At 68.0% G+C, this 24,998-nt stretch carries 23 protein-coding genes; 4 read left to right on the top strand and 19 right to left on the bottom strand.

Annotated elements, in window-relative coordinates; translation table 11 throughout:
- Positions 1-2,699, bottom strand: a 2,699-nt coding sequence (locus tag ACESLR_RS07670; protein ID WP_373025662.1) for a cation-transporting P-type ATPase, incomplete at its 3' end; no start/stop codon positions are given.
- 157 nt (positions 2,700-2,856) lie between these two features.
- On the opposite strand from ACESLR_RS07670, the gene ACESLR_RS07665 reads away from it, so the two are divergent.
- The gene (locus ACESLR_RS07665) at positions 2,857-3,759 is read left to right on the top strand and encodes an alpha/beta hydrolase (protein ID WP_373025664.1); all 903 of its coding nucleotides are present in this window, start codon (positions 2,857-2,859) and stop codon (positions 3,757-3,759) included.
- 76 nt (positions 3,760-3,835) lie between these two features.
- On the opposite strand, the gene ACESLR_RS07660 is transcribed toward ACESLR_RS07665, so the two are convergent.
- The 17 genes from ACESLR_RS07660 to ACESLR_RS07580 all read right to left on the bottom strand — a co-directional run bounded on the left by ACESLR_RS07660 (position 3,836) and on the right by ACESLR_RS07580 (position 22,182).
- Positions 3,836-5,554, bottom strand: a complete 1,719-nt coding sequence (locus tag ACESLR_RS07660) for a complex I subunit 5 family protein (protein ID WP_373054401.1) — start codon at positions 5,552-5,554, stop codon at positions 3,836-3,838.
- Positions 5,551-7,071, bottom strand: coding sequence for a complex I subunit 5 family protein (locus tag ACESLR_RS07655; RefSeq protein ID WP_373025667.1), 1,521 nt, complete (start codon positions 7,069-7,071; stop codon positions 5,551-5,553). The genes ACESLR_RS07660 and ACESLR_RS07655 overlap by 4 nt, the downstream gene beginning before the upstream one ends.
- Positions 7,071-8,555, bottom strand: a complete 1,485-nt coding sequence (locus tag ACESLR_RS07650) for a complex I subunit 5 family protein (protein WP_373025668.1) — start codon at positions 8,553-8,555, stop codon at positions 7,071-7,073. The genes ACESLR_RS07655 and ACESLR_RS07650 overlap by 1 nt, the downstream gene beginning before the upstream one ends.
- Complete coding sequence (locus ACESLR_RS07645; protein WP_373025669.1) at positions 8,552-8,980, bottom strand: NADH-quinone oxidoreductase subunit K; 429 nt, start codon at positions 8,978-8,980, stop codon at positions 8,552-8,554. Before ACESLR_RS07645 ends, ACESLR_RS07650 begins: the two co-directional genes overlap by 4 nt.
- Complete coding sequence (locus tag ACESLR_RS07640) at positions 8,977-9,972, bottom strand: hydrogenase subunit MbhD domain-containing protein (RefSeq protein WP_373025670.1); 996 nt, start codon at positions 9,970-9,972, stop codon at positions 8,977-8,979. The genes ACESLR_RS07645 and ACESLR_RS07640 overlap by 4 nt, the downstream gene beginning before the upstream one ends.
- Positions 9,969-10,265 carry a monovalent cation/H(+) antiporter subunit G gene (locus tag ACESLR_RS07635; protein WP_373025671.1) on the bottom strand — a complete coding sequence of 99 codons (297 nt, stop codon included), beginning with the start codon at positions 10,263-10,265 and terminating at the stop codon, positions 9,969-9,971. The genes ACESLR_RS07640 and ACESLR_RS07635 overlap by 4 nt, the downstream gene beginning before the upstream one ends.
- Entirely contained in the window at positions 10,255-10,581 is a 327-nt protein-coding gene (locus tag ACESLR_RS07630) for a monovalent cation/H+ antiporter complex subunit F (protein WP_373025672.1), read from the bottom strand. The genes ACESLR_RS07635 and ACESLR_RS07630 overlap by 11 nt, the downstream gene beginning before the upstream one ends.
- Positions 10,578-11,141, bottom strand: a complete 564-nt coding sequence (locus ACESLR_RS07625) for a Na+/H+ antiporter subunit E (protein ID WP_373025674.1) — start codon at positions 11,139-11,141, stop codon at positions 10,578-10,580. Before ACESLR_RS07625 ends, ACESLR_RS07630 begins: the two co-directional genes overlap by 4 nt.
- Before the next feature lie 42 nt (positions 11,142-11,183).
- Positions 11,184-11,753 (bottom strand): invasion associated locus B family protein, encoded by a 570-nt coding sequence (locus ACESLR_RS07620; protein ID WP_373025676.1) that lies wholly within the window; start codon positions 11,751-11,753, stop codon positions 11,184-11,186.
- Between the two features lie 72 nt (positions 11,754-11,825).
- Positions 11,826-14,723 (bottom strand): EAL domain-containing protein, encoded by a 2,898-nt coding sequence (locus ACESLR_RS07615; protein WP_373025678.1) that lies wholly within the window; start codon positions 14,721-14,723, stop codon positions 11,826-11,828.
- Complete coding sequence (locus ACESLR_RS07610; protein ID WP_373025680.1) at positions 14,720-15,757, bottom strand: ABC transporter substrate-binding protein; 1,038 nt, start codon at positions 15,755-15,757, stop codon at positions 14,720-14,722. Before ACESLR_RS07610 ends, ACESLR_RS07615 begins: the two co-directional genes overlap by 4 nt.
- A gap of 106 nt (positions 15,758-15,863) precedes the next feature.
- Positions 15,864-17,390 carry an ArnT family glycosyltransferase gene (locus ACESLR_RS07605; protein WP_373025681.1) on the bottom strand — a complete coding sequence of 509 codons (1,527 nt, stop codon included), beginning with the start codon at positions 17,388-17,390 and terminating at the stop codon, positions 15,864-15,866.
- Positions 17,387-18,055, bottom strand: a complete 669-nt coding sequence (locus ACESLR_RS07600) for an HAD-IB family hydrolase (protein WP_373066965.1) — start codon at positions 18,053-18,055, stop codon at positions 17,387-17,389. The genes ACESLR_RS07605 and ACESLR_RS07600 overlap by 4 nt, the downstream gene beginning before the upstream one ends.
- A gap of 16 nt (positions 18,056-18,071) precedes the next feature.
- A complete protein-coding gene (locus tag ACESLR_RS07595) occupies positions 18,072-18,824 on the bottom strand; it encodes an SDR family oxidoreductase (RefSeq protein WP_373066969.1) in 753 nt (250 codons plus the stop codon).
- A 5-nt stretch (positions 18,825-18,829) separates the two neighbouring features.
- On the bottom strand, positions 18,830-20,128 hold the full coding sequence (locus ACESLR_RS07590; RefSeq protein WP_373066961.1) for an FAD-dependent oxidoreductase: 1,299 nt from the start codon (positions 20,126-20,128) through the stop codon (positions 18,830-18,832).
- A gap of 204 nt (positions 20,129-20,332) precedes the next feature.
- Positions 20,333-21,307, bottom strand: a complete 975-nt coding sequence (locus tag ACESLR_RS07585) for a YbhN family protein (protein WP_373066957.1) — start codon at positions 21,305-21,307, stop codon at positions 20,333-20,335.
- On the bottom strand, positions 21,304-22,182 hold the full coding sequence (locus ACESLR_RS07580) for a decaprenyl-phosphate phosphoribosyltransferase (protein ID WP_018876283.1): 879 nt from the start codon (positions 22,180-22,182) through the stop codon (positions 21,304-21,306). The genes ACESLR_RS07585 and ACESLR_RS07580 overlap by 4 nt, the downstream gene beginning before the upstream one ends.
- Before the next feature lie 123 nt (positions 22,183-22,305).
- Between ACESLR_RS07580 and ACESLR_RS07575 the strand changes: the two genes are divergently transcribed.
- From ACESLR_RS07575 to ACESLR_RS07565, 3 genes are read left to right on the top strand one after another with little or no spacing between them, the layout of a single operon-like run.
- Positions 22,306-22,812: a hypothetical protein gene (locus ACESLR_RS07575; RefSeq protein WP_373066950.1), complete on the top strand. Its 507-nt coding sequence runs from the start codon at positions 22,306-22,308 to the stop codon at positions 22,810-22,812.
- 40 nt (positions 22,813-22,852) lie between these two features.
- Positions 22,853-23,743 carry an EamA family transporter gene (locus ACESLR_RS07570; RefSeq protein WP_373066946.1) on the top strand — a complete coding sequence of 297 codons (891 nt, stop codon included), beginning with the start codon at positions 22,853-22,855 and terminating at the stop codon, positions 23,741-23,743.
- A 55-nt stretch (positions 23,744-23,798) separates the two neighbouring features.
- Positions 23,799-24,188, top strand: a complete 390-nt coding sequence (locus ACESLR_RS07565) for a DUF4870 family protein (RefSeq protein ID WP_373025024.1) — start codon at positions 23,799-23,801, stop codon at positions 24,186-24,188.
- A gap of 473 nt (positions 24,189-24,661) precedes the next feature.
- Here the strand turns inward: ACESLR_RS07565 and fdxA are convergent, their stop codons facing one another.
- Positions 24,662-24,985: a ferredoxin FdxA gene (gene fdxA / locus ACESLR_RS07560; RefSeq protein WP_024326238.1), complete on the bottom strand. Its 324-nt coding sequence runs from the start codon at positions 24,983-24,985 to the stop codon at positions 24,662-24,664.
- Between the last annotated feature and the right edge of the window lie 13 nt (positions 24,986-24,998).

The following is a 24,998-nucleotide window of genomic DNA, read 5'->3' as shown; positions in this document are numbered from 1 at the left end:
GGGTTGAAGCCGCGGCGGCGCAGGAAGGCCTTTTCGAATTCGACGATGGTGAACAGAACGATGCCGAATACGAGGATGCGGGCCCATTCCTGCAGGCCGATGGCGGTGGTGCCGAAAAGGAACTGCAGCGTTGGGCTATAGGTGAAGAGGCCCTGTAGCAGGATCAGGGCCCCAACGGCGATCAGGACGGGGCGGCTGCCGAACAGGCCCTCGCGGCTGCACGACGGCTCCAGGATGTAGCGGCTGTTGAACAGGAAGAACAGCTGACCCATGACCAGGGTGTTGATGGCCACGGTGCGGGCGAATTCGTCGGCCACGCCCTGCTGTTCCAGCCACAGGAAGTGCCCGAAGGTGCCGGCGACCAATAGCGCCGAGACGAACCCCACGCGCCAGATCAGGAACCCGGACAGCAGGGGGGTGCGCGGCGGGCGTGGAGGGCGCTGCATCACGCCGGGTTCGGTCGGTTCGAAGGCCAGCGCCAGCGCCAGGGTCACGGCGGTGACCATGTTGACCCACAACACCTGTACCGGGGTCAGCGGCAGCGTCAGGCCGAGCAGAATCGCGGCGACGATGGTGAAGGCCTGCCCGCCGTTGGTAGGCAGCAGGAACAGGATGGCTTTCTTCAGGTTGTCGTAGACCGTGCGGCCTTCTTCCACCGCGTTGGCGATGGAGGCGAAGTTGTCGTCGGCCAGCACCATCTCGGAGGCCTCGCGCGCGGCCTCGGTGCCCTTGATGCCCATGGCGACCCCGACATCCGCGCGCTTGAGGGCCGGGGCGTCGTTGACGCCGTCGCCGGTCATCGCGACCACGTCGCCGTGGCTCTGGATGGCGCGTACCAGGCGCAGCTTGTGCTCGGGTGTGGCACGGGCGAACACATCCACGTGGCGGACCCGGTCCTCCAGCTCGGCATCGGTGGCGTTCTCCAGCTCGTGACCCACCACCACGCCGCCCTCGGTGCTGATGCCCAGTTCATCGGCGATAGCGCGTGCCGTGACGCCGTGGTCGCCGGTAATCATCTTTACGCGGATGCCGGCCTGCTGGCAGTGGGCCACGGCCTCGATGGCCTCGTCGCGGGGTGGGTCGATGATGCCGCAGACGGCGACCAGAGTGAGCCCGCCGTTCTCGATGTCGGCAAACTCCAGCTCCTGGCGATGATCCTCCATGCGCCGGGTGGCCAGGGCGAGCAGACGCTGGCCGCGCGCTGCGACGCCGTCCATCCACTGTTGCCAGTGTTCGGCGTCCAGTGGCGCTTCGCCATCGGCGGTTCGCTGGTGGCTGCAGATGGCGAGCACGCGTTCCGGTGCGCCCTTCAGGAAGACGAATGCCCCGCCTTCGTGATCGTGATGCAGGGTGGCCATGAACTTGTAGGACGACTCGAAGGGAATCAGGTCGTCGCGTGCATATCGTTCGTTGACCTCCTTCGGGTCCAGTCCGCCCTTCATCGCCGCAGTGATCAGCGCCCCCTCGGTAGGGTCGCCCTCCATGGTCCAGGCGTCGTCCTTCGGGTAGACCTCGGCATCGTTGCACAGCAGGATGCCGCGCAGGATTTCCGCAAGTATCGGGTCGGATTCCGGATCGGCCTCCTGGCCGTCGCGGGTAATCCCGCCATGCGGCTCATAGCCCACTCCGGTCAATTCGTACTCCGCCGCGGTGGAGACGATGCTCCTCACTGTCATCTCGTTGCGCGTGAGGGTGCCGGTCTTGTCGGAGCAGATGGTGGTGACCGAGCCGAGTGTTTCGACTGCCGGGAGACGGCGGATGATCGCGTGGCGCGTGGCCATCCGCTGGACCCCGATCGCCAGGGTGATGGTCATGATCGCCGGCAGACCCTCGGGGATCGCCGCGACCGCGAGGCTGACCGCTGCAAGGAAGGTCTCCACCAGGTCGTAGTCACGTACCCAGAAGCCAAAGGCGAAGGTGGCCACGGCCAGTATGCCGATCGCCCCCGATAGCCAGCGGCCGAACTGCGCGATCTGGCGCAGCAGGGGCGTTGTGAGGCTCTCCACTTCGCGGATCATGGTGGAGATGCGGCCGATCTCGGTGTCGGCCCCGGTACCGACCACCACGCCGCGCCCTTGGCCGAAGGCGACGAGCGTGCCGGAGTACGCCATCGAGATACGGTCGCCGAGGCCAGCCTCTGCTTCCACCACGGCGGTCTGCTTTTCGCTGGCGACCGATTCACCGGTCAGCGCGGCCTCGTCGATGCGCATGTTGTGGGCACTGGTCAGGCGGAGGTCTGCCGGAACGCGATCTCCCGCCTGCAGGTAGACGATGTCCCCCGGGACCAGTTCTTCCGCCGGGATAGTGCGTCGCTGGCCGTCGCGCAGCACCTGGGCGCGTGGCGACAGCATCTGGCGGATGGCGTCCAAAGCTTTCTCCGCCTTGCCTTCCTGGATATGGCCGATGATCGCGTTAATCAGCACTACGCCGAGGATCACGCCGGTATCCAGCCAGTGACCGAGCAAGGCGGTGCCGATGGCCGCGGCGATCAGTACATAGATCAGCACGTTGTGGAACTGCAGCAAAAAGCGCCGGATCAGGCCGGTGCGCGCGGTCTCCGGCAGGCAGTTGGGGCCGGTTTCCTTCAGCCGCGCCTCCGCCTCGGTGGAGGCGAGCCCGTGCTCGTTCGCCTCCAGACGCTGGAATACCTCGTCCGTCTTCAGTGCGTGCCAGTCGGGGGATGGGGTGCGATCGCTCATGCGTCTCCCAGGGAGGTGATGGCCAGGCATTCGGTCCGGATGGTCCTATCATGCGCCGCACGGCTTATGCTGTCAGGGGCCATCCCGGGCCTGCGGTGGAATTTTCCCATTCCGGGCGAGTCTACTCATCCACTGTTACCACCAAGGAGCGTTGCCCATGTCACGCTGGATCGCACTGACCGCCCTCGCGGTCGCTGGCTTGTTTACTACCTCGGCGATGGCCGCGGAGAGGGTCACGCTCGAACATGATGACCGGACCCTGGTCGGTCACATGCAGGAAGGCATGGGGGCGACCCCCTCCGACGGCGTGGTCCTGATGCTGCACGGTACGCTGGCGCACGGGCGCATGGAGTTGATGGCGGCGATGCAGGATCTGTTCGCGGAGCATGGCCTGAACTCGCTGTCGATCAATCTGAGCTATGGCATCGACGCCCGCGAGGGCATGTTCGAGTGCGATGCCCCGGTGCGCCACGGGGTCGATGACCACCTGGAGGAGGTCCGCCTGTGGCACGAGTGGCTGCAGGACGAGGGCTACGGCGCGGTCACCCTCTTCGGCCACTCGCGCGGCGGCAATCAGGTTGCGCGCTACCTGACCGAGCACGACCCGGACGGCATCCGCGCCCTGGTGCTGTTGGCGGCCTCCACCTTCGATGAGGACGAGGCCGCCGCCGAGTACGAGGAGCAAAGCGGCGAGCCGCTGCAGGTCGTTCTGGATCGTGCCCGCGAACTGCAGCGCATGGACCAGGACGAGACCCTGATGGAGGACGTGCGCTTCCTTTATTGCGAGGAGTTGGACGTGACCCCGCGCGCCTTCCTTGGCTATTACGACCCGACCCCCCAGAACGACACCCCCTCGGTGATCCGCGGGATGCAGATCCCGACGCTGGTGATCGTGGGTTCGGAGGACGACGTGGTGCCGGATCTGCCGCAGAAGGTCGAGGCGGTAAAGGACAGCGGCGACATCACCCTGATGACCGTGGACGGCGCGGGCCACTTCTTCCGCGACTTCTTCGCGGATGACGTGGCCGATTTCACCGCGGACTTCATCGATCAGAACTGATCGGTAAGCCCTCAAGTTGTGCAAGGCCGGCCCGGGATTTCTCCGGGCCGGCCTTTTTCGTGCCCGTGGTAAGGGGCTATCCGACCAGCAGCGTCAGGTAGAGCCCGAGCATCGTGGCGGAGAACAGCAGCCCGATCGTCTCCCACCGGCTCAGAAGGCGTTCGGCGTCTTCCAGGCGCTGGCGCAGTTTCCGGCGCAGCATCCGCAGGCGTGCCGGCATCCGGCGTGGCCGGGGGGGTGGCAGGGCCAGGTTTCGGCGGGTGCGGCGGGCGGCACTCCAGACGGCCTCGGCCAGAACGGCCAGGTCGCCCTCCGGCACGCGCGGGGTCTCGCGGTCGCGGATCAGCCGGTAGGCGATACCGGCGAGTGAGAACCCCAGGATGATGGGCCACAACAGGGCCAGGCCATACAGGTCCCGTGGCTCGAACGGCAGGCCACCGGGTCCGGCGACCAGGACCCCGAACGGGAGCAACAACCCGATCAGTGCAAGACTGCCCCAGGCCCACCACCGTTGCCGGTCGATTCCGTCGGCGGGTCCTCGAAGTCCCGCCTGCCAGCGCCACAGGAAACGCAGCAGCAGCACGGTGGTGCCCGCCGCGGCGAGGGTCAGCAGCAACTCCGTATGGGCAAGCCAGCCGGGCAGCGCGTCGGGCGCCAGTGGGCTCTTGAGCGTGTTCTTGGCCAGCGCGCCGCTGGTGAAAGGTAGCCCGGCCAGGGACAGGGCCGGTAACAGGGTGAACAGGACAAAGGCGGCGCGGGCCAGGGATGTGACCGGCCACTGGACCTGCATACCCGCCGTCAGGAACAGGGCGCCCTTCGCCAGTCCGTGGTGAACGGCGTACAGCGTGACAGCGGCCAGCAGCCAGCCGCGCGACTCCGGCAGCAACAGGGCCAGGCCAATGCCGACCGTCATCAGGCCCATCTGCGAGATGCTGGAGTAGGCAAGGATGGTCTTCGGTCGTACCTGCAGGACACCCACCAGGACCCCGAGGAAGGCCGCTGCCAGGCCCAGTAGGACCAGGGTCTCGCCGAGCACGGCGTGGCCGGCGGCATCGATCGGCAGCAGCCGTATCCAGCCCAGCAGACCGGCCTTGATCATTGCCCCGGACAGCACGGCGCTGGCGGGCACCGGGGCCGCCGGATGGGCCAGAGGCAGCCAGAAGTGCAGCGGCAGCATGCCGGCCTTGATGCCCAGTCCCAGGACCAGCAGTGCCAGGGTCCAGCCCTCTGGACGCTCCGCCGCCACGGCTGCCAGGCTGGATTGCCCCGCCGAATATACGGCCAGGACCAGCCCCGCGAACAGCAGGACCTCGCCCAGCACCGCAAGGATCAGGTACACGCGTCCGGCGCGCCGTGCCCCCGGTTTTCCGGAGTGGACCACCAGGCCGTAGGCCGACAGGCTCATCAGGGAAAAGAACAGGTAGAACGCGAGGGCGTCCTGCGCGAGGATCAGGCCCAGGTTGCCACCCAGCGCCAGCAGCCAGAACACGTAAAAGCGATGGCGTCGGGTATCGCCCCGCCGCTCGCCGAGGGCGAACAACCCGGCCGCGAGCCACAGGCCCGCGGTCAGCGCCAGAAACGCCCGCCCGGTTGGGTCGACGGCCAGATGAGTCCCCATCAGCAGGTTGTCGAAGGTCGCCTCCAGCCCGGTCGGGGCCAGCGCGGCGAGCACAAGTCCGGGGAGCGCGGCCCAGGGCACCAGGCGGTTCAGCCTTGCCTGCCCCGGGCGCAGGCCGATGAACACCGCCAGCAGCAATGGCAGCAGCGGGACGGCGAGCAGGATGGCGCCGCTCACGGTTGGAACCCCGGCAGCGCGTAGTGACGCTGCACGATCAGGCTGACCCAGCCCAGCGGGCTCAGCCCCAGCCCCGCGAACAGGCCGACCAGCAGACCCAATACGGCGGTGAAGACCACCGGAAACAGCAGCATCCAGTGGGTCTCGAAACGGGTGGGCCCGGCATGCGCCTGCAGCGGTTCATGCCACGGCTCGCGGCGCTCGCCGAGCCAGCCACGGATCACCGGCGGCAGGAAATAGGCCGCGTTCAGCAGGCTGCTGAGGGCCAGCACGCCCAACAACCAGGGCATGCCGGCCTCTAGCGCCCCCAGGCCCAAATGCCACTTGGTCACGAATCCTGCCAGTGGCGGCAGGCCGATCATCCCCAGCGCCCCCAGGGTGAAGGCCAGCATGGTCAGTGGCATGCGCCGGCCGACCCCGTCCAGCTCGCTGATGCGGTGGATGCCCAGGGTTTCGGCGAAGTTGCCGGCACAGAAGAACAGGGTGATCTTGGTGATGCCTTGATGCACCAGATGCACCAGCCCGCCGATGAGGCCCAGCGGCCCGGCCAGCGCCACGCCCAGGATGATGTAGGAGACCTGGCTGATGGTCGAGAAGGCCAGCCGCTGCTTCAGGTCGTCGGTGCGCAGCGCCTGGATGGAGCCGTAGATAATCGTGATGGCCGCCACCACCAGCAGGCCCGCAGTCAGGCCCAGCTCGATCGCCAGTTCGGCCCCGTAGACGTCGTTGACCACGCGGACGATGCCGAACGCCCCGGCCTTGACCACGGCCACCGCGTGCAGCAGCGCGCTGACCGGCGCCGGTGCGACCATCGCGATAGGCAGCCATGAATGCAGCGGCACTAGCGCCGCCTTCACCCCGAAGCCGATCATCAGCAGCACGAACAGGATCTGCAGGGTGGTCGCGTGGGTGTCTGCCAGGCCGTCGAGGTACCCGCCCGGGGAAAAGCCCTCGGCCCCGGCCAGGAGCGCGAGCCAGACAATCGCCGTGAACAGGACCAGTCCGCTGCTCAGGGTGTAGGCGAGATAGAGCCGTCCGGCCCGCACCGCCGCCGGGGTGCCGCGGTGGACCACCAGCGGCCAGGTCGCCAGCGTCAGGATCTCGTAGAAGATCAGGAAGGTAATCAGGTTGCCGGACAGGGCGATCCCCACCGTGGCACTGACGCACAGCGAGAAGAACCCGAAGAAGCGGCTGCGCCGGGGCGAACCCTCCAGATAGCCGATCGCGTAGATGGTGGTCACGAACCACAGCACGGCCGAAAGAGTGGCGAACAGCAGTGACAGCGCATCGGCCGCAAGTACCAGGTCGATCCCCGGCATCAGCGGCAGGCTGAAGCGGTATTCGTCGCCGCGCAGCACCCCGGCGAGGAGGATGCCCACCAGCGCCAGCTTGGCGCCGGCGCCGCCGAGGTTCAGCGTGGTGCGCAGGCCCTGGCGATGCCCGGGCAGGAAAAAGATTGCGATCCCTGGCCCGAGGGAGCTGAACAGGATCGCGAGCAGCAGCCAGCCGCTGTCCATCAGGGGGCCCCCGGCGTCAGCGCGAGCGTGTTAAGAGTCAGCGTCCCGGCCAGCCCGGCGAGCGCCGCGACGGTTGCCAGGCCCAGCGGCACCCAGTCCATCCACGGCGAGCTCGCCTCGCCGGCGTCCGCACGCCCGCGCTGGAATGACGGGGCCACCATGCGCAGCACGTAGGCGGCCGCGAGCAGGCCGCCGCCGGCGATCGCCAGCACCCACAGCACGCCGAAGACGCTACCAGCCAGGACCGTACCCAGACCGGCCTCCAGGAGCAGGTACTTGGCGATGAATCCGCCGGTGAACGGCAGTCCCATCAGGCTGACGCCGGCCAGCCCGAGGGCGAAGACCGTGCGCGGCCGCCCCCGCAGTACATCGCCCAGGTCGGCCAGCCGATCATGGCCGGCGGCGTGCTGCAGCGTACCCGCCGCGAGGAAGACCGAGGCCTTGGCCAGCGCGTGGACAACGGCGAAGAACACCACCACCCGCCAGGCGTCCGGATCCACCAGCATCAGCGGGAAGGCCACCAGCAGGTAGCCGAACTGGGCCACGGTGGAATAGGCCACAATCGATTTGAGGCGGCCGGCGCGCAGGGCCTGAAGCGAGCCCCAGACGAGTGCCCCCACACCCAGCAGTCCGACGAGGATGCCAAAGGTCGGGGTGGCCAGCGGGGCGAACACGCCCATCCACAGACGCAGGATCAGATAGAACGACCCGGTAACCACCAGTCCGGAGAGCACCGCGCTGACCGGCGCCGGGGCCGAACCGTGGGCGGGAGCCAACCAGACATGCAGCGGGAACAGCGCGGCCTTGAGCATGAGTCCGGCGGTCATCAGCACGGCGGCCATGCGCTCGGCCGGGCCCGCCTCGGTGCGTGCCTCCAGCAGCACCAGGTCGAGGACCCCGTGCTCCCCGAACAACAGCACCACGCCCATCAGGAAGCTGAGCGAGCCGAGGATGTTGACCAGCAGATAGCGCATCGCGCCGGAGACCGCCGCGGCCGTGCCGGTGAGTGCGACCAGCGCTACTGCGGACAGCGAGACCACCTCCAGCGTGATGTACAGGTTGAAGGCATCGCCGGAGAGAAGCAGCATGTTCAGTCCGGCCCAGAGCCAGAGCCACAGCGGCCAGAACTGGCGGCGTTCGATGCGATCATGCACATAGCCCAGGCTGTAGAGGCTGGTCGCAAGCCCCACCACGGCGGTGAGCACCAGCAGGGTCATGGAGAGCCCATCCAGCTGCAGCATCAGGCCCAGAGGGGCGTCCCAGCCCCCCAGTGCCACCCGTGTCGCTGCGGTCTCCGGATCCGGCCCGGCGTTCAGGAACAGCGCGCTCAGACCGAGCACCCAGGCCGTGACCGCGAGCGCCCCCAGCAGGCCGATGCGATGGGCCTGGCGCGTCCAGGCCGTTGCCAGGACCGCCACGGCCAGCGACAGTCCCACCAGCCCGGCGATCCCCGCCGGGAGCAACTCGGCATCTGCCGGGGTCACGAGGGCGGGTCCTCGTCCGAGGGCGGAGCGTCAGGGCCGCCGTCGGCATGATGTTCTCCGCGCGAGGTGTCTGCCATCGCGGCATCGTCGTCGGGCGGCCCGGGCAGCATCACCGCGTGGCCGGTCAGCCGCGTCAGGTGCACCACCAGGCCCAGGGCGAAGGCGGTCGCGCTGACCGCGACCACGATGCCGGTCAGGGTCAGGGCCTGTGCCACCGGGTCCGGCGGGCCTTCGCCGCGGGCCGCCACACCCAGCAGCACCATGAACACGCCCGAGCCCATGATGTTCAGGGCCAGGATGCGCAGCACCAGATGATGCCGTCGGATCAGCCCGTACAGGCCAAGGGCGAACAGGGTCGCCCCTCCGGTGGGATAGAGCAGGCCCGGGGTCAGAGCGTGGACAACCGTCTCGGCGAGGCCACTCATGCGTCGTCCCCGGCCGGGCGCCCGGCCACGAACAGGGCCACCAGGGTCAGCGCGATGGAGAGCGTCGCCGCGACCTCGATCAGGATGATCAGGGGATAGGCCCAGGCCCTGTCATAGCCGAGGAAGCCGTGCCCGGCGGCAAGGCCGTATAGCCCCACCAGCAGGAACACGGCGACGCCGGCGGTTATACCCAGGCGCAGTGGCACCCCCGGCGCCATTGGCAGCTGGCGCGGTCGCGCCAGGACCAGCAGGATACCGGCCGCACCGAGGATGGCCCCGGCCTGGAAGGCTCCACCGGGGGCGTGGCTCCCGGCCCACAGCACGTACACCCCGGTGACGATCGCGACCGGCACCAGCAGACGCAGGGTGCCGGGGAGGATCGGGCCCGGAGCCGGGCGGGCCGGGATCAGGTCATGCCGCCCAAGGGACCATGCGCCCAGCAAAGCAATCAGCACGATCGCCAGCTCGAGGAAGGTGTCATAGGCGCGGAAGTTCAGCAGTACTGCGGTGACCGGGTGATCGACGCCGGAGGCGTCCATGTGGGCATCCACCACCGGCTCCAGGCCCATCGACGGGGGTTGGTGCCACAGCGTTGTGACCAGCAGGGCGCCGACCACCAGGGCAAAGGTCAGCGCGGGGATGAAGGTCCGGCGTTCAGGCGGCGGGTCGTGCAGCGCCCGTAGCAGGGCATGCGGCCCGGTGGGATCGGGCGGGGGTGTATGTGGGCGGCCGCTGCGCCGCTCGGCCATGATGCTGCGCAGGCGTTCCAGGGTGACCAGAAGCAGGGCGCCGGTGATGCCCGCGCCGATGGCGGCCTCGGCGAGCGCGATGTCCGGCGCCTCCAGCCGCACCCAGGCCAGGGCCAGCAGCAACCCGAAGGTAACGAACAGCACCGCGGCCCGGAACAGGTCGGTGCTCGCCAGGCAACGCCAGGCCACCCCGACGATGCCGGCCAGCAGGACCAGATCGAAGAGGACCAGCAGCCCGTTCATCGATCCGACTCGAACTCCCCGTGGGTCCAGGTCCGTTGCGCCACCATGTGCGCGGCGGTGGTCCCCGCGGCCAGGACCAGCAGCCAGATCAGCAGTAGCTTGAGGATGTCCGCCGGACCGCTGGCCTGAAACATCAGTCCGAGTACCACCAGCCCGAGCCCGACGTTGTCGGCCTTGGTCAGCGCATGCAGACGCGAGTAGACGTCGGGGAAGCGCAGCAGCCCGGCGGTGCCGGCGGCGAAGAACACAAGCCCCGCCAGGAGTAGTACCCCGGTCAGGGCATTAGCGATCATCGTTCGGCTCCTCCGGCTCGGCGGATTCCGCTTGCTGGCTGTGGATCGGGGTATCCGGTGGTTCCGGCAGGCCGTGCTGGCGGACGAAGGCCACGGCCGCGACCACCGCCAGCAGCGCAAAGACCAGCGCCACATCCATCAGGGCGGATTCCTCCAGTGCCAGCGACAGCAGCAGCAGGATCGTCACCCCGGTGGTGCCGAACAGCTGTGCCGCCAGCATCCGGTCCCCGGAACCCGGCCCGCGCAGCACGCGAACGAGACCCAGCAGGATGGTGCCCAGCAGGAACAGCGCCGCGCTCAGGTAGAAGACGTTCACGCGGTTTGCCCGTTGCGTTTGTCGCGGTGGTCACGCGGGTCGCGGAAGGCGGCCCGGATGTGTCGTTCCAGAGTGATCAGCGCCGCCCGGGTGTCGGCGTCGCGATCCAGCACATGCAGGGTCAGCAATCGGCCCTCCAGCCGAATGCTGAGCGTGCCGGGCAGGAGGCTGATCACGGCCATGAACAGGGTCAGGGGCGGACCATGGGCCAGATCGACCCGGTAGGTCATGAAGCCGGGCTCGATCGGCAGGCGCGGGTCCAGTGCGCGGCGCGCGACATCCAGTCCGCCCACGAACGAGCTGCGCAGGAACAATCCGAGAAGGGCTGGCAGGGCGCGGAGCCGTAACGGGAGCGGGCGCCCGGCCGGCAGAAGCAGGCTGGCACCCCCGGCCAGCAGGATGGCGAGCAGGGCCAGTGGTTCGAGCAGCGCCGCGCTGCCGGCGAGGATCCACCACAGCAGTGCGGCCGCGGCCATGGTCGCGACCGCCCGCCGGGTGCGTGACCGCCCGCGCCCGGGGAAGCCGCCGTCCGGTGGGTGCGTGGCCGATACGCGTGGCATCGTGTCGTCTCCTGGCGGCTCGGCCGTGGACGGGTGTCGGGGTTACTGCAACTGGTTGCTGGCGTCGGTGAAGCCCATCAGGGACACGTCAAAGACGAATGGCTGTTCCTGGTGCAGGGCGCGGAAGGCCACCGTGAGGGCCTGTCCGCCTCGCAGTGCACTCATCTGCTGGTTGTTCAGTTCGCGCCCGGCGACACAGCCCTGCTGCACGCAGGTCACGTAGCCGGCGTCCATCTCCTCCCCGGCGTCATCGACCTGCATGCGGATGCCGGGCCGCAGGTCCACGCCCAGCGGTACCAGCACTTCGATTACGTGCTGGTCACCCTCGCGGCGGATAGTCGCCTGAAGGAACAGGCCCTGGGCCTGCTCGTCCTGGATCTCCAGCGTTTGCTGCATCCGGCAGCGTTCGCCTTCCGGGGTCTCGACGCAGGCCACCTCCCAGTCATCATAGAGCGTGGTTTCCGGTTCCTGTTGCTGGCCGGACTGTTGCGGCTGGTCGGGCTGCCCCACTTGCTGGGCGATCGCGGGGGCGCCCGTTGTCACCATCAAGGCGAGGGCCGTGATCAAGAGAGTGCGGCGAACGCGGTACATGGACTGGTTTCCCGTAGGCATGAGGGGTGAGATCTCCGTGACTGAACGTGCGCCCACTCTACCGTGCTACGCAACCCGGTGCTTTGAATGGACTCAGTTTTTGCCCAGCAGATCTTCCAGCGGTTCGGGGCGATGGAGCCCGTAGCCCTGGGCAAAGTCCACCCGCAGTTCGCGCAGGCGCGCGATGGTGACGGCGTCCTCGGCGAATTCGGCAATGGTCTGCTTGTCCAGTAGATGGCCGATGTTGTGGATGTTCCCGACGAGGGCCCGGTTGACCGGGTCCTCGTCGATGCCGCGCACAAAACTGCCGTCGATCTTCAGGAAGTCGACCGGCAGGGTCTTCAGGTAGGCAAATGAGGACAGGCCCGAACCGAAGTCATCCAGTGCAAAGCGACAGCCCATTGCGCGCAGGTCGCGGATGAATCGCAGGGCGGCCTGGTAGTTGGAGATGGCCGCCGTCTCGGTGATCTCGAAGCAGAAAGTCGAAGCAGGCAAGTGGTGCAGGCTGAGCTGAGTCTTGATGAACGGCAGCAGACTCTCATCTCCAAGCGTTTCCCCGGAAAGATTGATCGCACAGTGGCGGATGCTCTGGTCGCCATGCTCGCGGAGGTGTGCCGCCACCATCGAGAATGCACGGGTAATGATCCAGCGATCCACGATGCTGATCAGGTTGAAGCGCTCGGCGGCCGGAAGAAATACTCCCGGAGCGATCAGATGGCCTTCTGTGTTGCGCAGCCGCACCAGGATCTCGAAAGACAGCCCCCGGTCTGGATCTCCCTGCAGAGGTTCGCTCAACGGATGGATTTCCTGGGCAAACAGCACCAGCCGGTTGTTTTCAACGGCGTCCGAGATCTGGGTGGCCCAGTCCATCTCGCGGTGATGTCGCAGGAGTTCGGCATCGTTGAAGTGGAAGACGTGCGAGCGGTGGCGGCCCGCATTCTTGGCTGCATACACCGCCATGTCGGCCCGGCTCAGCAACTCGGCGAGGGTTTGGGCCCCGGGATGGAATTCGATGATCCCGATGCTGGCGCTGATGCGGAATATTCGGTTCTCCCAGTTGAAGCGGAATCCGTCGAGCACCGAGTGGATAGCATCCGCGACGCGCTTCGCATGATCGACGTCACAATGCGCCAGGAGAACCCCGAATTCGTCGCCGCCTAGCCGGGCCAGCAAGTCGGTCTCGCGGACCTGGTCCAGCATCAGACTGCCCACTTGGCGGATCATCTGGTCGCCGGCGGGGTGGCCGGCAATGTCATTGACGACCTTGAACTGGTCGAGGTCGATGTACAGCAGGGTGTGGTGCTCGGACCGTTGCGGGTTTTCCGGACCCGCGACCAGTTGCTGCAGACGGTCCTCGAACATGCGTCGGTTGGGTAACTGGGTCAGTGGGTCGTGACTGGCCTGCCAGGAGAGTTGATGGGACATTTCGCGCGCCTGGGTGACGTCATGGAATACCAGAACAACGCCCGTGATCTCGCCGTCGCGGTCGCGGATCGGTGCGGCCGAGTCCTCGATGGCAAACTCCTCGCCATCGGGACGCAACAGGATGGTGTGGTTGGCCAGTCCGACGATGCGCCCCTCCTGCAGACAGCGCTCGACCGGGTCGCTCGTCGGCTGGCGCGAGACTTCGTTCAGGATGTGGAAGACCTCGGTCAGCGGCCTGCCCTGGGCACTTTCGTTGTCGTGGCCCGTCAGGTATTCGGCTACCGGGTTCAGGAAACGGATGCAGCCGTTGGTATCGGTCGTGATCACACCGTCGCCAATCGAGGACAGGGTGACCTGGGCGTGCTCCTTCTCGCGGAACAGGGCCTCCTCGGCCTGCTTGGTCTGCGTGATGTCCTGCACCACGCCGTACATGCGCAGCGGCGCCCCGTTGGTGTCACGCAGCGTGTCCCCCTGGCCAAGAACCCAACGGATCTCGCCCTGCGGGCCGCGCACGCGGTGTTCCACCACGTAGCGCTCACCGGTCTCGAACGCCGATTCGATCGCTTCGCGCACCCGTTCGCGATCTTCGGGCAGGATCTGTTCAAGAAAGCGCTGAAAGGAGATGTCCGGGTCGTCCAGGGCCACCCCGAACAAGCGGTAGGTCTGTTCGGTCCAGACGACGCGGTCGCTGGCAAGATCCCATTCCCAGCTCCCGATGCCGGCATAGTGCTGCGCCAGGTGCAGCCGCTGCTCGCTGGTCCGCAGTGCCTCCTGTCTTGCGACGAGGGTGTCGGTCATGCGGTTGAACGCGGCGGCCAGCCGTCCGATTTCGTCTTTGCCCGTGACCGATGCGCGCAGGCGGGTTTCGCCCCTGGCAATGCGCTCGGCGGCATGGGTCAACAGGCTCAGACGGCGGCCGAGCACGGTGTACAGCAGCCACCACAGGCCGGCGAACGCGGCCAGCAGCACCGGGCTCATCAGTGCCGCCGAATGAAGCGCTGCCTGTTGCGCCTGGGCAAACGGGTAGGACAGATCCCAGGCCAGGATGAGTGCGCCTGAAGGACTGGGTCCGAGTCGGGTGGCCGAGTCGATGATCTCGAGGTGGGCGGTGGCAACGAGGGTGGTGCTTTCGGGGAAGTACTTCACTCGCGCGGCCCGTTGCTCCCGTGCCGCTGACAGCAATTCCATGATCGGCTCGCCAAGCTCCGTGGTGCCTTTCCCGTTCAGGCTGTCGCGCAGGGGGCGGTTGACTGCGCTGCGATCCAGGGCGGCCAGAACCCGGTCCTGGTCATCGATTACCCGTGCCAGGCGGACCCGGATATCGGGACCCAGGGCGGCAATCTCTGCCTGGACGCGGGTATCGTCGGACTGGTTGATCGTAATTTGCACGAGGCGCTGTAACCGGCTGACCTCGTTGGTCAGTTCGCGCTCGGCGTTTTCCAGGATGGCTTCCTTCTGGTTTTCGATCAGGGCAATCGTATAGAGCGCCGACAGGACCAGGGCCACCGCGAACAGCAGGAGGGGCAGCGCGACATTGACCGGGAAACGGTAGAGCCAGCGGGTCATCCAGCGTGCCCTGCCGACTTGCCGGGGCACGCCGCCGATTTCACGATCTGGTTGTCGAACAGCGTGTCCAGTTCCACACCCCCGGCCAGGAGGTCATTCTCGCGCATCAGCTCGGCCAGCCGACCGGTGGTGTCGTGCAGCATTTGGCCGTGGTTCGCCAGGGCGCGGCAGTTGTCCGCGCGCGACGGAAATTGCACCCCGTCCAGCGCCTGCTGCGAGTGCTCTGGGGGAAGCTCGGTATGACGTCCGATGATGGCGCGCGCATCCACGGGGTCCTGTTCCAGATGCTTCAGGGCCCGAAACCAGGCGTTCACCAGGTCCGACAGGTGTCTGCGCTGGCTTTGCAGGGCCGAACGGTGTGCGACGAGTACGTCGACGATCTCGCCCGGGATGCGGGTGCTGTCGAACAACTCCACGGCCCCTTCCTGCAACAGACGGCTGCGGATCGGTTCGAACGTGGCCAGGGCGTCGACCTCGCCGCGGCGGAAGGCCTCCGCATGCCGTCCAGCATCCACGCGAACGACCTCCACCGCGTCGGCCTCGAGATCGCCGTGCTCCAGCCCGCGTGCCAGCAGGTACGCGGTGGCGGCCGAGTTCTCGACGCCGATACGGCGCCCCTCGAGTTCGGCGAGCGTCGCGATGCCCGGGCGGGCCAGGATGGTGTCCGCGCCGTGGGAATAGTCCATCAGCAGGATGACCCGGATGTCGTGCCCGTCGGCGCGCAGCAGCAGGGCTTCGTCCAAGGTCAGTGCGGCCACATCGACGTTGCCGTTGCGGAATGCCCGCAGGGACTCGGTGTTGGATGTGAAATGGGATAGCCGGATGTCGTCGCGCGGCAGTTCACCCCGGTCCAGGGCGATGTTCAGGGGCTGATACCCGATCCACTCGATCGTTGCGACCCGCAGGGGCGGTTTGTCGGGCGCACCGCATCCGCTCAGAAACAAGACCATCAAGGCCAGCGTACGCACGGCATGCCGCCACCATGGGTCCGCGACGGTCCTGTGACGGTCTCGCCGGATGATCGCAGTCGCCATCGAGGGTCCTGGTCCAGGTAGCACATGGCCGGGGATCATTTCGCCCCCTGTGGGAAACGTTGCGGGACGCCACGGGTCTCGAGTATCCCGACCGTAAAAGCCCCGGTCAACGACGCGGCGATTCGGGATCCTGGGTGTAGCGGTCGGTGAAGGCGCAGCGGCCCTCGGGCAGCCAGTCCGGGAAGTCGTAGTAGCGGGCGAGCACCGGTTCCACGACCTGGTCGTGGTAGGCGGCGTAGTCGAAGCCGCGGCCTTCGGCGAGGGTCCAGGCGACGCCGCGGATGGTCACTTCGCGTACGCGCACCTCGTCGAAGAAGGGCTCCACCTGCGCCGGGTCCAGCACGCCGCGGGTGGGGACGTAGAGCAGGTTGGCCCCGTCCAGGGCGCGGAAGTCGGTCAGCAGGTCGTCCTGGCGGCCGTAGTGGGAGCCGGGGCCGAACACCCCGACCGCGCGCCCGGCGTAGTAGCCCAGCACCGCCGAGCGCGAGTAGCTGCGGGTGAAGACATGCCAGTCGGCGTCGTATTCGTTGACCGCCGCGGCCACCGATTCCGGCGCCAGGTAGAACACCGCGTCGGCATAGCGATCCTGGCCCTTCAGCCATTCCACCGGCATCAGCGCGATCGTCAGGATCGCGATCGCGTGGAGTGCTGCCAGGGCTCCGGAAAGCCATACTCCGAGCGTCAGCGAACGCCGCGCCAGGAACAGCGCGGGCAGCAGCAGGAAGGGCGCGAAGGCGGCCAGCCAGTGCAGCCCGATGCTCTTGAACGGGGCGAGCAGGGCAAACAGGAGCAGCGGGATCAGTCCGGCGGACAGGAACACGCCCAGCTGGTGGTCGCGGATGCCGGCGACCAGGGCCCGCCACTGACGCGCATAGAACCACAGCAGCCAGGGCGTGAACAGGTAGATCAGCAGGATCGCGTAGGTCAGCCAGTTGCCGGGGTCGAAGCCGCCGTCGCCGTGCCGGTTCACGATGTTGAACATCACGTTGTACCAGCAGTTGCCCCAGTTCCAGTACAGGTTGAGGGCCACCGCCGGCACCACGCCGAGGAGGATCAGCAGGAGGCCGCGCCAGTGGTGCCGCGCGAACAGCAGGATGTGCAGCCCCAGCGCGATGCCCAGCAGGACCGCGAAGTACTTGGACAGGAATGCCAGCCCCAGGGCCAGCCCGGCGAGCAGGAAATAGGCCGCGCGCCCGGTGCGCAGCGCCAGCCAGGCGAGGCCGGTGGCGAGCAGGGCGAACAGGATCAGCGGGGTGTCCGTCGCGGTGATGACCGCGATGAAGAACAGCGGCATGAACAGCGCCAGCAGCGACACGAGGCGCGCGCGGACCGGATCGGTGTGTCGCCACCAGAGGAAGATCGCGAGCGCTGGCGCCATGGAGGCAAAGATCCCCAACGCGCGGATCGCGAGCGGGTGGTCCGTCAGCGCCAGCACTGCGGTCAGCCACCAGCCGATCATCGGCGGGTGGTCGTAATAGCCCAGATCCGGGTTGTGCCCCCAGATCAGGAAATAGGCTTCGTCGCCGGTGATCGGCAGCGCCCATGCCATGCCGATCTTGAGCAGCAGGACGGCCAGCAGGATCGCGCCGTAGTGGCGTGCGAGCCACGGCCACGAGGTGGGTGTCGGTCTCACTCGGGGGCACCCTCCAGGGCGGGTCCGTGGACGCGCCGGAAGCGGCCCCGACGCATCCGGTAGCCGCTGCCGGCCATCTCCAGCAGCGGCTGGTCGGCTGCGCTGTCGCCGTAGGCCGCGATCAGGTCCACCGGCTCGTCCGGGGGCAGGGTGGCCAGCCAGGCGGCGACCGCCGCCGGCTTGGCGGCGCCCCGGCAGTTGGTGCCGTCCAGGCGCCCGGTGACGCGACCGGCGTCATCCACCGCGAGGCGCGAGCTGACCACGCCGGTGACTCCGTGGCGCTCGGCCCAGGGCTGTAGCCAGACATCCAGCGAGGCGGAGACCAGTACACAGTCGTGACCCGCAGCCTGGTGGGCCTGCAGTGCGCGCATGCCGGCCGGGCGCAGCAGGTGGTCGAGGGCGCGGTCGGCGAATTCGCGGCCCCTGGCCTGCAGGTGGGCGAGGGTCTCCCCGGCCAGCATGCGGGTCAGCACTATCTCTTTTGCGTCCTGGTTGGACAGGCGCTTCAGCGCCAGGCCGGTCAGCGCCGGGAGGCAGTCCGGCAGGCGGCGGAGGAAGGCCGATGTCCCCAGCGTGTGGCGCAGGAAGGGGAACAGGCTGTCGCGCCGGGTCAGGGTGCCGTCGAAGTCGAACAGCACGATCTGCCGCGTGTCATTCCGGTTCATCGTTATGGCTTCAGGGTTATAGCTTCAGGCGCTTGAACAGGTATTCGGGGATCAGGCGGATGACGGTCATGATCACCCACCACTTGCCGGGCAGGTAGGCGACGTCGCGGCCGCGGCGCATGGCGCGGACGATGCCGCGGGCGACCGTTTCCGGCTCGGCCCACAGGGCGCCGGCGCGGTTGAAGCCCTCGGTCATCGGGGTGCGCACGAAGCCGGGCTTGAGCGTGACCACGTCCACCCCGCTGAAGAACAGCCGGTTGCGCAGCCCCTGCATGTAGATCGCGAGCATGCCCTTGGCGGTGCCGTAGGTGTAGTTGCTCTGGCGCCCGCGGTCGCCGGCGACCGAGCCGATGGCGGCGATCACGCCACGGCCCCGGGTCTCGAAGTCCGGCGCGATGCGGGCCAGCAGGGCGATGGCACTGGTGCCGTTGATGTGGATCGCCTGCAGGGTCTCCTCCACCGAAGCGTTGCACGCGGCCTGATCCGGCAGGGTGCCCCAGGCCAGCAGCACGCTGTCCACCTCGCCCAGGGCCTCCTGCGCCTGCTGCCACAACGCCGGGTGGCCGTCGATGTCCGCGAGATCCGCTGTTGCGCCGAGGATGCGCGTGCCCTCCGGGTCGTCGCCACGCACCCGCAGGTCGGCCAGCAGGGCCTCCAGGGCCTCGCCGTCGCGGGCCACGCAGAACAGCCGCGCACCGGTCTCCGCCAGCTCCCGCGCCACCGCGGAGGCTATGGCCGAGGTGGCACCAAAGAGGACAACGTTCTTCATTGGGTTCATGCGGTCACCCTGCGCCAGAAGCCGGAGGAGAATTCGGGGTCCACATACTCGGCGAAGACCTCCCAGCCGGGGAACCCCTGGCGGAAGATCTCGGCCGGCATGCGCGCGTCCTTCGCAGGGTACAGGGCACCGCCGGCCTCCTGCACGATCGCGTCCAGGCGCGCGAACAGGCGCTCGGTGTCGCGGCCCTTCTCCGGGAAGTCCAGCGCGAGCGTGGCACCGGGTCGGGGAAAGGACAGCAGGCCCGGCGCGGGCCGGTCGCCGAAGGTCTTGAGCACCGCGAGAAACGAGCCCTGGCCGCTGGCGGCGATCGCATCCAGCAGGGCCTGCACGCCGTCCCGTGCGGCATGAGGGGGCAGTACGCACTGATACTGGTAGAAGCCTTGATGCCCGTAGATGCGGTTCCAGTGCCGGATCGCGTCCAGCGGGAACAGCCAGGGCCGGTGATGAACTGCGCGCGGCGTGGCGTGCACCGGCTGGCGGTAGTAGAGGTGGTTGAAGGCCCGCAGGGTCAGGCGGTTGACCAGCGAGACCGGCGGGTCCAGCGGGATGCTGCGGCGGCGTTCGCGCGGGGCCTCCTGGCGGGGCGCTACGGTCGCGTGTCGCGCGGCGCTGTAGATGCCGCGACCCACGCGCCCGCCGGGGCCCGGGTTCAGGCAGTCGATCCAGGCGACGGTGTAGGGCCACTCGCGCTCGGCCTGCGTGTTCAGCTCCCAGAACGCCTCCAGAGACTCGAAGCGTTGCGACCAGGCGCGCATCCAGGCGCTGCGGACCGGCGCCAGCTGCAGGGTCACCGTCTCGATCAGGCCGGTCAGGCCCAGGCCGCCGATCGTCGCGGCAAACCAGTCGGGGGTGGTCTCGGGGGTGACCTCCAGCACCTGGCCGTCGGAACGGCGCAGGGTCAGCCCGAGTACGTGGTCGCCGAAGCTGCCGGCCTGGTGATGGTTCTTGCCGTGCACGTCGTTGGCCACCGCGCCGCCGAGGGTGACAAAACGGGTACCCGGCACCACCGGCGGGAACCAGCCGCGCGGCACCGCGAAGCGCAGCAGGGCATCCAGCGTCAGTCCGGCCTCCGCGGTGATCCGCCCCGTGGCGGCGTCGAAGGCCACGAAGCGATCCAGCCCCGGGGTATGCAGTAGCGAGGCTTCCGGATTCAGGCAGACGTCGCCATAGCTGCGCCCGAGGCCGTGGGCGAGCAGGGGGCGAGGCACGTCGGGCAGGCCCTGCCCGCGCCGGTCCAGCGCAACCTCGGTGGTGTGTTCCACCCGGGGTATGCGGTTCCAGCTGGCAGTCATGACCCGCCCACCTCGTCGTTGCGATCCCCGGTAGGAGGCCAGCCCCCTGGCCAATTGGGCGCAGCTAATATCCTCTGCGCCTGAATGCGCGGGCGTCCACGCATTCGCAGGCCCCCGGTTGCAGGGTGTACGACATTCCCTCGGGTACAGCCCGACAGCATGACGCCCAATCGGCCAGGGGGCTGGCCTCCTACAATGGAACCGTTACGCATGGGGTTGAACCGGGCGTTCGTGGCCGCGGGCCTCGGGGTTGGTGGCCAATGCGATCAGGCCGAGGATCACGGCGAACCACAGGGTGGTGAAGCGGATCAGCATGGTCGCCGCGATGGCGTCGGCCGGCGGCATGTCGGCCCACAGCAGGAGGCCGACCATGACCGCCTCGGTGCCGCCCAGCCCACCGGGCAGAAAGCTGAGGGCCCCGGCCAGCATGGCCAGCGCGAATACGAAGGCGGCGAAGGCGAAGCTGACCTCGAAGCCCATCGCATTGAGGATCCACCAGAAGGCGAGGGCCTCGGCGCTCCAGGCGATGACGCTGAGGGCGGTGGCCGCGGCCAGCAGGGCCGGACGGTGGCAGCGCCGGGCCTGCAACAGGATCGTCGCGATATGGTGCAGGCTGCGCCACAGGCGCCGGCCCGGGCGGTCGCTGATGCGCTGCAGCCAGGCCAGTGGCCGCCGCCAGGACAGCACGACCAGCGCCGCGAGGATGAAGGCCGCGCCGGCCGCGATCAGCCAGGTGCCCTGGGTCACCAGGGTCAGCCCCAGCATCGACAGCAGCACCACCGCGATCAGGTCGGACAGGCGCTCGGAGACGAAGGCGGCGAAGCTGTCCGGGTAGGGCACCCGGCGGCGCTTCAGCAGCACCCCGCGCAGCGCCTCGCCGGCCTTGCCGGGCGTGGTGGTCAGGGCGAAGCCGGCCACATAGATATGCAGGCTGGCGCGCGTCGGGACGGCATGGCCCAGGGTGCGCAGGTAGAGCTGCCAGCGGGTGAAGCGCAGGCTGTAGTTCACCAGCGACAGCCCCAGGGCCAGCAGGACGCCGCCGGCGCCCACCAGCTTCAGGGCGCGCCAGACCTCGTCCGCCCCTGCCCACAGCACGACCCCGAGATACAGCGCGACGGCAACGATGATCGAGAGCATCACCGCGCGCAGGCGCCAGCCGGAGAGCCGCACCGCGCTCATGCGAGTACGGCGAGGGTCACGCCCATCCATACCGCGACCGTGGCCAGCAGGTGCGGGTCGGTGACCAGGTCGCGCGAGGTGTCGTTGCCGGCGCCGCGCGCGTGCAGCAGGAACAGGTAGCGGAAGATGCCGTAGATCACGAACGGCAGGGTGTAGATCAGCCCGTCCGTGCCGTGCAGCGCGATGGTCTCGGCGCTGACGGTGTAGAGCCCGTAGGCGAGCACGGTGCAGGCGGCGCTGATGGCGATGAATTGATCCAGGAGACTGACGCTGTAGTCGTGCAGCACGCGCCGCGTCCCGTCCTGATCCGGAGTGTGTTCGATGGCGCCATCGGCGAGCTCCGCCCGGCGCTTGGAGAAGCCCAGGAACAACGTCAGCATCAGCCCGCACAGCAGTAGCCATTGCGAGGGTTCGATCCCCAGGCCGAGGGTGCCGGCGAGGATGCGCAGCATGAACCCGGCGGCGATGCTGAAGACGTCGAGGATCACGATGTGCTTGAGCGACCAGGAATAGGCCACGTTCAGCACCAGGTAGGTCAGGATCAGCGCGATCACCCAGGTGCTGACCAGTGCCGCGAGGACCAGCGCGACAATGACCGCGGTGGCGAAGATCGCCCAGGCGGTGGAGATCGCGATCGCGCCGCTGGCGATCGGGCGTTCGCGCTTGGTCGGGTGGCGGCGGTCGGCCTCGACGTCGACGATGTCGTTCAGCACGTAGACCGCGCTGGCGATCGCGCAGAATGCGAGGAAGGTCACGCTGGCGGCGAGCACCGTCCCGGGTTCGCCCCACTCGTGCGCGAACACCACGCCGAGGAACACGAAACCGTTCTTGATGTACTGGTGCGGGCGCAGCAGCTTGATCAGCGAGTGCAGCATGCGGGCGGTCGTCCGTGAAGGTGGTTGCAGTCTACTGACGCGCTGGATGCGTTACCATCGGCGGCGCTGTCGCGCGCACCCGCGTGTGTTCGATCCCATATCTCGATCCGCAGGAGAACTGCCATGTCGCTTGTTGCCCGATCCCTTCTGTCCGCCACCCTGCTGCTCGCAGCCGGGCTGCTGGCCGGCTGCATGTCCGGGGGCGGTCCGGAGCCCGAGTTCGCCGAGGGCCAGCCGTTTCCCGAGCGCACGCTGAATGACCAGCACGGGAACCCGATCGAGCTGCCGGGCAATGCCCGCGTGATCCTGAAGACCGTCGAGGCGGCCCCGGCCGGCGTCGCCAACGCGGTCCTGAGCGAGATGAACCCCGCCGAGCGCGAGGGGATCGTCTACATCGCCGACATCCACGAGATGCCGTCGCAACCGATGCAGAATGTGGTGCTGCCGCGCATGCAGGCACGGGAATACTCCATCGTGGTCACCTCCAGCGAGGCCGATGCCGGTTTCCTGCCGCATGAGCCCGAGCAGGTGACCGTGGTCCTGCTGGATGGCGAGGGCGTGGTGACCGACGTTGATCATGCCGGAAGCGAAGAAGCCCTGCGGGACATGCTCGACGATGCCGGCGACTAGGCGCGCCGGATGACGGGCCCTCGTCGGGCCCGGGCCTGAAATGGCCTTCTTCCTGGGGTTGCTGACGGCCCTTGGATTCGGCGCCGGTGACTTTTTCGGCGGCCTGGCCTCCCGGCGCATCCCGGCACTGGTGGTGGCCTGCTACTCGCAGATCCTGGCCACCGTCGCGCTGCTCGTGATTGCTCTCCCGCTGGCGGGACTTCCGGGCACCCAGGCCCTGCTCTGGGGGGGTGCCTCGGGGCTCGCCCTGGCCCTGGGACTGCTGGCCTACTACCACGGCCTGGCCGAGGGCTCGATGGGACTGGTGGCCGCCGTGACCGGGGTGATCTCGGCCCTGGTGCCGCTGCTCGTCGGGCTGGTGATGGGCGAGCAACCGGGACCACTGGCGCTGTCCGGGGTCGCCGCTATCGTGGTGGCGATCGGGATGATCTCGGGCGGGTCCCGCAAGGCCAGCCCGCGGCGCCTGGACGAACCCGTGCGTGGCTTGATGGCGCTGGCCCGGGGCGAGCACCCGGTGCGCGGGCTGGTGGACGCGACCATTGCCGGGGGCTGCTTCGGCCTGGTCTTCGTGTTCCTCAACCAGGCCGAGGCCGGCTCGCCGCTGTGGCCGGTGGTGGCCACGTCGGCGGTGGGCGCGGCGGCGTTGCTCGTGGTGATGCTGATCCGCCGCCCGCAGACGGGGATGAGCCGGTCCACACTGGTACTGCTGTCACTCGCCGGGCTGTTTCAGGCGGCGGCATCGCTCGCGTTCGTGGTGGCCGTGCGCATGGGGCTCTTGTCGATTATCGCCGTGGCCGGTGCGCTGTCGCCGGCCCCGACCGCGCTGATGGCGCGTCTCTTTCAGGCGGAGCGCATGTCGCGAGTGCAGCTGGCTGGCTTTGTCTTCGCCCTGGCAGGTATCGTGCTCATCGTGCTGGGCGGGCCCGGGTAGTCACCGGACAAGTCTGCTAAGTTGGCTGCATGAGCCAATCCACAGGAGGTACCCGGTGTTAGAAGATCCACAACCGGAAGTCGTGCGCAGTGAGGTGAGCGAGCCCGCGGCCGGGCCGCGCAAGGACGGCACCATGGTCACCGTGGTGTACGTGCTCTACCTGGTGAGCTTCCTGACCGCGCTGACCGCCATCGCCGGATTGATCATCGCCTATATCAAGCGTGGCGAGGCCGACTCGGTGAGTGTCTCGCACTTCACCTACCAGATCCGCACGTTCTGGATTGGGCTCTTGTTCGCCGTGATCGGGGTCATCACGTCCCCGATCGGTATCGGCTTCCTGATCTTCCTGGCCCTGATCATCTGGTTGCTGGTGCGCTGCATCAAGGGCCTGCTGGCCAACAGCGACAACCGCGCCATCGAACAGCCCGAGACCTGGCTCTGGTAAGCGGCTTGTGCCGTTCCCAGGCCGCGTTCGCGGATGCGTGGGCGGCTGGAGCCGTATCCGGTCCTGCTCAGCCTGGTGACCAGTGCCCTGGCTCTCTCCGCGCCGGTGGCTGGCCAGGGTGTTCGACCTGCCGGTAGCGCAGGGATGGGGTGCTGGCGTTCCGCCTGGGCTTGCGCAATGCCTTCGTGGTGCTCCCGATCGCCAGACCGATCGAGGCGGTGCTTCCGAGCCCCGGAATGCCGTGCCTTCTTCCGTATCGGGGCGACCATCAAGCATGTGCAGCGGGGCCTCCGCGGCCAGCCGCGGAGGTGATTACGCGTGGAGGTTCCCCGGGGCGTGTAGCGCGAAGGACGGGTGTCGTGCGGGGCCGGACTGGAAAAGGGTCTGATTCCTGCGTGGCGCATCGTCCGGGCGCGTGCCTCGGCACGGCTCCGCACGGAACAGCCGGCTGACCGGGGCTGGCTCGACCGGGGTCAGCGCTCCAGGTACTGCAGCTTGTTCTCGACGCCGTCCCATTCTTCGGCGTCTTCTGGCGGGTCCTTGCGCGCGGTGATGACCGGCCAGGTGCGGGCCAGTTCGGCGTTCAACTCTATGAAATGAAGCTGATCCTCTGGTACGTCGTCTTCTGGGAGGATGGCTTCGGCCGGGCATTCGGGTTCGCACAGGGTGCAGTCGATGCACTCGTCCGGATCGATGGCGAGGAAGTTCGGGCCTTCATGGAAGCAGTCGACGGGGCAGACCTCAACGCAGTCGGTGTACTTGCACTTGATGCAGTTATCGATAACGACGAACGTCATGGTGTTTCTCCCT

The sequence above is a fragment of the Thioalkalivibrio sp. genome, from assembly GCF_041685615.1.
GTDB lineage: Bacteria > Pseudomonadota > Gammaproteobacteria > Ectothiorhodospirales > Ectothiorhodospiraceae > Thioalkalivibrio.
Note: the sequence above shows the minus strand (reverse complement) of the source record. Positions and strands in the feature narration are given on the sequence as shown.